The organism is Sphingomonas adhaesiva (genome assembly GCF_002374855.1).
Classification (GTDB): domain Bacteria; phylum Pseudomonadota; class Alphaproteobacteria; order Sphingomonadales; family Sphingomonadaceae; genus Sphingomonas; species Sphingomonas adhaesiva.
On sequence record NZ_NWVC01000024.1, the window covers coordinates 1 to 6,215 of the forward strand.

A 6,215-nucleotide genomic window follows, 5' to 3' on the forward strand; every position below is an offset into this window, starting at 1 on the left:
GTCGACCCCGAGGCCTGGCTGGCCGACACCATCAGCCGTATCGCCGACCATCCGGCCCGACGGGTCGCTGAACTGCTGCCGTGGAACTACCGGCCCGTTTGAGGTGACGCCGTCACCGGACGCTTACTATGATCGGAATAGAACGGCGCTAGGTCGACAAGCTGCAGGGAGCGCGACTTTATCGACGCCATGTTAGGTCAACGGCGGAAGCGGACGCGAAGCCGCCGTGCTCGCTCGCGGAAGGCGTGCTCGCCGCCTTCCAAGATCTCGCAGACGCGTTCTCGAATGGCCGCGTCCTCCAAGCCGCCCGCCATGTAGCTGATCCCCGGCAGGCCGCCCGCCTCGCGTGGCCCGGCTTCCGCGATGATGATCTGATCTGCGTCCGTGTTGACGACCAGATTGGCGTTATGCGTGACCATGATCACCTGGCGCTTGGCCTTGGCCGCAATGAACAGCCCAACGAGCTCGTCAAAGATGGACTTGGGATCAAGGTTCTCTTCTGGTTGGTCGATGATCAGCGGGCGATCGTCTTCCGTATCAAGCGCGAGATAGAGCAGGAGCAGCACGATTCCGCGCGTGCCGGGGGACAGGCTCCGGATGTCGGTGCCGTCATAATCGACACTGTACCGAACCTGGATGTGGTCGGTGCTGTAGAGCCACTGCGCGAACCGCTTGAGCCACGCCCGGTAGTCGACGGGGTTGCCCTTCGGCACACGCGCAGCCTCCAGCAGCTCGTCCTGGTTGTCGTCACGGAACGAGGCCATGGCCGCGGTCACCGCTGCCGCGTCGCCCGTGCGCCACGCCGACGCTAAGCCACGCTCGGCTCGGTCCGCCACGGAGCCGCGGCCTTGGAACTTCCCGGTATGGCGAAGGTCGAGCAGCTTCTCCCCAGCCGTGGCCCAGCGTTCCACATCGACCGACCGGCGCACGCTGAACGACAGTTTGCCGAGTGTGCCTTTCTCGGCCTCCAGCCTCTGCCGGATCGGCGCATAGAGATCCCGCAGGACTTGCTCTTCGGCGAGGATGAAGTCGAAGACCCGCGCATAGCCGCTTTCCCGATCGCGTAGCAGCGGTGGGATACGATCCTTGGCGGCCCGATAGTCCGCCAGGCGATCAGCCAGCTTGCCGAGCTCGATGTTCTCGGCCGCAATCTTCTGTGTCAGGGCGGTGAAGCGCTTTTGGGTATCGGTGTCGAGCGCCACCAGCTTGGTGAGCCGTGCGACTTCGGCGTCGAGCAAGGCCTGGGTCTGCTTCGACAGGTCCGCGTCGATGGCCATCAACGGGACGGTCATGTCCGCGGGTACGGCCACCGGCTTTCCACGCCAGCCCGCGGCGCCGGAACGCGCGCTCGCCACCTCTGCCGTGAGGAGAGCGTCGACGTCACCTTCATAGTCCAGCAGGAAGGGTGCCCAGTCCGGCTCCTTGATCCGACTGGCCTTATGACGCTCCTTCGTGGCGCGCAGCGTGGCCGGTGCGCGGTTGGTCCGCAGGTCGGCCACTTCGTCGCGCAGGACGAGCAGCGCCGCCTCGCGGTTAGTGAACCACCGCACATTGCCCGCCGCCTTCTCCGCAGCCGTTGCAACTTCCGCCAGACGCTCGGCTCTTTCTTCCGTCCCCTTCGACACGAGCCGCGCACGATCGGCGGTGTACCGGGCGACCGTCTGGCGTTTGTCCTCGACCTGCTTGGCCAAGGCAGCCGCGCCTTTGGTCTTCTCGATCTCGCTGCCGATGCGGTCGGATAGCGACACCAGCGCCTCTTCCTCACGTTCGCGTGCGAGACGGTGGCGGCTGACCCGGGCTTCCAGGAGATCTTGGAAATCGACTGCGCCATCACGGCTGTTCGCGTCGTGGGCATCGAAGACGACACGCTCGACCTCGGCGAGCAAAGCGTCGGTCATGCCGTCGGCCGAACACAGACCGTCGACAAACTGCTGCGACAGGTAACGGGCTTTCGGGTAATCCGAGGCGGCGGGATCATAGCTGCCGTCGAGTGGCCGCGTGTCGGTCGTGCCGTCTCCCCATGTCAGGCGGACGCTGTTGCCGGCGAGCAGCTCGGAAGCGCGCGCCAGGAACGACATGGCGTTGGGTGGATCCTCGGTTGCGTCGCACCCATGCGCGATCGCGTCAGCGAGAGCGGTCTTTCCGGAGCCACGCGCGCCGATGATGGCGACAAGTCCGGGATTCAGCGGAATGCGCGGTGTCACCGCCCATGGCGCGTCGACCAGATCGACGGTCGACAAGACTTGAGAAAAGCTGGCGGTCGCAGGCGGCGCGTCCCCGATCCACGCCCGGCCGGCCGGCTCGATCTGCGCTTGGCGCAAGGCGTCGAAGTGCGGTGCTCCCTTGATCCACGAGTAGCGGTCGAGGTCGGGAGCTGCCACCTTCTCCAGGCTGTGGGCGTCGCTGCCGTGGAGGCAGGGCTTCAGCGCGCCGTAGCGGCCGATGATGTCCGCGGTCGACGACTTGTAACCGAGCCAATAGTCCCGTTGCGACGGTGTGCTTGCGAAGATGATGTGCGCAAACGCCTCGATCTCCTGGCGAAGCGTCCGATCGGCTGCATCGCGCACGCCCGAAGCGCCATCGGTGCTGCCGCCGGCGACCGCGATCAGCACGTTCTCCTGCGCCCAGTCGCTGTTCGCATAGGCGTCGCGCAGCTGGTCGAGCGAGACCTTGAATTGTCGTGACCCTTCCGCGAGCGCCGCTACCGTGTCCCGGATCTCGGGATCGCTGCGGCGTCCCAGCGCCGTCAGCTCCTCGGGCGTGCAGGCGAACGTCTCACCATGGGCACGGAAGGTCAGGCGGGTGAGCAGGCGTTTGATCTGGCCGACATGATCGTCGGTTTCGGGGCTGACCAGGAGATGCACATTGACGAAGGCGTTCCGGACCGTGCCGATCCCAAGGCGCATCTCGATGTTCGGAAACAGCAGGGCGCAGTTGGGAAGCCGCCCGGCGATCTTATCCCCGCGAAGGCGCTCATAGCAGTCCAGGCTGTAATAGTCGGTCACGCCGAGCGCGCGCAGCGTCGGCTGCGCCTGCTCGAGTCGATCGAGATAGTCGTCCCATGAGGTGGCGCCGCCGAACTGGTCGTTCAGCTTGGTGCCGGGCGCGTGAACGTGCGGGTCCCAGCGATGCCATTGCGCGCCGATCGTCAACGACGCGCCTGCGTCGGGGTCAGGCATCACCGGATCGCCACGACCTTGACGCCGGCAGCGTCGGCGACCTTTTTCCAGTCGAGATCGCTGGTCCAGGCGGGCAGACCGTCGCGTTGCGCCAACGCAAGACAGACCCGGTCGCCCAGGCTCAGCCCCGCTTCGGCTGTGACGGCACGAAGCCGGCCGGCAATCTGAGCGAGACTCTTGTCGACCGGCACCACGCTCATCGGTAACGGATCGAGCATAGCGTCGACCTCGCGGGCAGGCATGCCGGCATGGATAAAATGGCTGACAACCTCGGCATAGTTGACGCTGCTCACCCGCGCGTCGGCGATGGCACCGGCCACCTTCGCAGCGCCGCGCTCACCTTTGAGCATGGCGATGAGGGCAGACGCATCGAAGACGACGCTCATTCGCCGCTGTCGTCGCGTCGGCGGGCAAGGAAGGCGTCGACCGACGCCTCGGGGTTGCCGCCGGTGAACTGCTTGGCGAGCGCCTGAGCGCGCGCCACGGCCTGCGCTGCAGTGCGCAGCACGATACCGTCCTCCGTTTCGTCGACATAGACCGCGCCGCCTTGAGCGAGGCCTAAGCGTTTTCGGATGTCAGCCGGCAGGCTCATGCGCCCACTGGCTGTTACTGTGACCTGTAATGTCATTGCAACCCTCCGCTGCCTTACCTTGGCGGACAGACTGTAGTGTGGCGCGTTCTGCCTGACGAGACAAGAGCCCTGCCCCGCGCCAATGCGGTATCTGTCCGATAAACTGCCTTATCGGACACTGGACAGCCGCGTGGGGAGGGGGCAGTGTCGGTGCCCCTTAAACAGTGGACGGAGTTGAGCTAAGGTTTGCGGGCCTGCGGACCTGAGCTGCGGGGAAAGGAATTGCTCCGGTTACTGAGAACAATCAGTGTCGCGTCGTAACCACGACGCATGAGAAACGGACGGCGCTGATCGCCGGTCAGGCCTCGTTCTTGGAGTGGATCGGCATGTCCGGGCTATCGGACATCGAGCTCGATACGTCGCTGCCAGCCGAAGCTCCGACGGCATTCGAGCTCCGCGCGAAGGTCGGAGACCCGGAGGCGGGCTGAGGGATTTCTTGTTGATCGATGCCGGCTCGACCTTAGCCGCTCGTGCTATCAGTTGCCCTATCTACTCGCCGGCTAATCCTTGTTCGCGCTCCGACTCGCAAGAATGGGCTCGGACGGATGCAGCGCGACACGACCGTGGTTCGGCTTCGATCTGCACCTGAAATGGTGGACATTTTGCCCGAAAGAGTGGACGTTCCAGGTTCTGGATCAGCCGAGGCGTCGTACCATGCGAACGGCGGACCTAAAGACCGCGAGCGATGCCGACTGGGCGGAGGCACATCGCCGCGAGAAGATCATTCGCCCCATAGCTGCGCTGGCCCGTGTTCCGGGCGGCGTCGCCGGGAGAGCCATGGAGCAGCTCGACCTCGGCCGCGCGCGCTTCCACAAGCTCCTTCAACTCTACCGTGCGTCGCCGGTTGCAGCGTCGCTACTTCCGCGCCCGCGTGGGAGGGAGAAGGGAGAGCAGCGGCTCTCGTCAGCGGCCGAGCAGCTGATCGCCCGTGGCATCGCGGAGTACTATCTCACCCTCGAAAAGCCCAGTGTGCAGGCGCTCCGCCGATGGCTCCGCCATGAGGGACAGAAAGTCGGGCTGAAGGTGCCCAGCACCAAGGCGATTCAGACCCGGCTCGACCGCCTGACCCCCCAGACCGTCACAGCACGGAGGCAAGGCGCCAAGGCAGCCGCCGACAAATGGGAGCCGACGCGAGGCGCGTTAGCAGCTGGCTCCGCGCTGGAGCTCGTTCAATCGGACCACACGCTGGTCGACGTCATCGTGGTCGACGACTTGTACCGCAAACCGATCGGACGGCCCTGGCTCACGTTGATGATCGACGTCGCGAGCCGGACGGTGCCGGGGTTCCATCTCGACATGCTCGCACCTTCGGCCGTGTCGGTTGGCATGTGCATGCGTCAAGCCGTTCTCCCGAAGCGAGATTGGCTCGCCGAGCGGGGCATGGAGGCGCCTTGAGACAACCAGGGCCTGATGGACAGGCTGCACCTCGACAATGCGCGTGAGCACCGCTCGGATGCGCTGAAACGCGGCTGTCGTACCCACTCGATCTCGCTCGAGTATCGTCCCGTGCGTCGCCCGCATTTCGGCGGCCACATCGAGCGCCTGATCGGCACGACGATGGGCGCTGTCCACCTCTTGCCCGGGACGACGTTCTCGAACGTCGCCGAACGCGGCGACTATGATGCCGAAGGCGAGGCGTGCATGACGCTGGGCGAGCTAGAGGTCTGGCTCGCCGCGCAGATCATCGGACCTTACCATGCCGAACGCCATCGCGGCCTCGGCATCCCGCCGGCGCTCGCCTGGGCCGACGCGATCGACCGGCGACCGGAGCTGGTCCGCCTGCCAATGGATCAGGCCACCTTTCTCTTCGACTTTCTTCCTTGCGAGCTGCGCGCGGTGACGCCGCATGGCATCGAGCTGTTCCATACGCACTATTGGGATGACGCGCTGTCCTGCTGGTACACAAGGCCAGGCCAAGCCATGCCGGTGCGCTGGGATCCGCGCGACCTTTCCCAGGTCTGGCTGGAGCTTCCGCACGGCGAGCACATCGAGGTGCCTTATCGCGACTTGAGACGGCCAGCGATTACACGCTGGGAACAGAAGGTAGCGGTTCGCGCCTTGCGCGAACGTGGCCAGCAGGCGGTTGACGAGGCGCTGATCTTCCGGGCGGTGGAAACGCAGCGCCTGATCGTCGCGGAAGCGGCTCACAAGACGAAGGCGGCACGTCTCGCCCTTCAGCGGACCAGGACGGCGCTGGCCGACGCGCGACGGGCTAGAAGGAGCGGCAAAGTCGCGCTCGAACCTGACAAGCCCGCCGTTCTCCCAGGCGGGCCGGAGGTGTCAATCGGCGTCCAAAAAGGACCCCCTATCGGCGTGCAAAAGGGACCCCCTTCGTCAAGCAGCGTGACGGGTATGGGGGTCGCACCGTTCGCGCTGGTTGCGGCGTAGGGCGGGCGTAGCCCGAC

At 65.5% G+C, this 6,215-nt stretch carries 6 protein-coding genes; 3 read left to right on the forward strand and 3 right to left on the reverse strand.

The window, feature by feature from the left end; translation table 11 throughout:
• Positions 1-102, forward strand: a 102-nt coding sequence (locus COA07_RS17430; RefSeq protein ID WP_141396567.1) for a transposase domain-containing protein, incomplete at its 5' end; no start/stop codon positions are given.
• A 95-nt stretch (positions 103-197) separates the two neighbouring features.
• Here COA07_RS17430 and COA07_RS17435 read toward each other — a convergent pair.
• Genes COA07_RS17435 through COA07_RS17445 form a run of 3 tightly spaced genes read right to left on the reverse strand, consistent with a single transcriptional unit; the run spans position 198 to position 3,807 of the window.
• On the reverse strand, positions 198-3,179 hold the full coding sequence (locus COA07_RS17435; protein ID WP_066712042.1) for a TrlF family AAA-like ATPase: 2,982 nt from the start codon (positions 3,177-3,179) through the stop codon (positions 198-200).
• Complete coding sequence (locus tag COA07_RS17440) at positions 3,179-3,565, reverse strand: type II toxin-antitoxin system VapC family toxin (protein WP_066712044.1); 387 nt, start codon at positions 3,563-3,565, stop codon at positions 3,179-3,181. Before COA07_RS17440 ends, COA07_RS17435 begins: the two co-directional genes overlap by 1 nt.
• A complete protein-coding gene (locus COA07_RS17445) occupies positions 3,562-3,807 on the reverse strand; it encodes an AbrB/MazE/SpoVT family DNA-binding domain-containing protein (RefSeq protein WP_066712046.1) in 246 nt (81 codons plus the stop codon). Before COA07_RS17445 ends, COA07_RS17440 begins: the two co-directional genes overlap by 4 nt.
• A gap of 534 nt (positions 3,808-4,341) precedes the next feature.
• On the opposite strand from COA07_RS17445, the gene COA07_RS17450 reads away from it, so the two are divergent.
• Positions 4,342-5,205, forward strand: coding sequence for a DNA-binding domain-containing protein (locus tag COA07_RS17450; RefSeq protein WP_083956960.1), 864 nt, complete (start codon positions 4,342-4,344; stop codon positions 5,203-5,205).
• A gap of 15 nt (positions 5,206-5,220) precedes the next feature.
• A complete protein-coding gene (locus tag COA07_RS17455; RefSeq protein WP_096641360.1) occupies positions 5,221-6,198 on the forward strand; it encodes a Mu transposase C-terminal domain-containing protein in 978 nt (325 codons plus the stop codon).
• The last annotated feature ends 17 nt before the right edge of the window (positions 6,199-6,215 follow it).

Excerpts from the sequence above, each read along its gene's own strand:
- COA07_RS17435 (WP_066712042.1), bottom strand. The coding sequence starts at position 3,179 with ATGCCTGACCCCGACGCAGGCGCGTCGTTGACGATCGGCGCGCAATGG.
- COA07_RS17440 (WP_066712044.1), bottom strand. The coding sequence starts at position 3,565 with ATGAGCGTCGTCTTCGATGCGTCTGCCCTCATCGCCATGCTCAAAGGT.
- COA07_RS17450 (WP_083956960.1), top strand. The coding sequence starts at position 4,342 with ATGGGCTCGGACGGATGCAGCGCGACACGACCGTGGTTCGGCTTCGAT.
- COA07_RS17455 (WP_096641360.1), top strand. The coding sequence starts at position 5,221 with ATGGACAGGCTGCACCTCGACAATGCGCGTGAGCACCGCTCGGATGCG.
- COA07_RS17445 (WP_066712046.1), bottom strand. The coding sequence starts at position 3,807 with ATGACATTACAGGTCACAGTAACAGCCAGTGGGCGCATGAGCCTGCCG.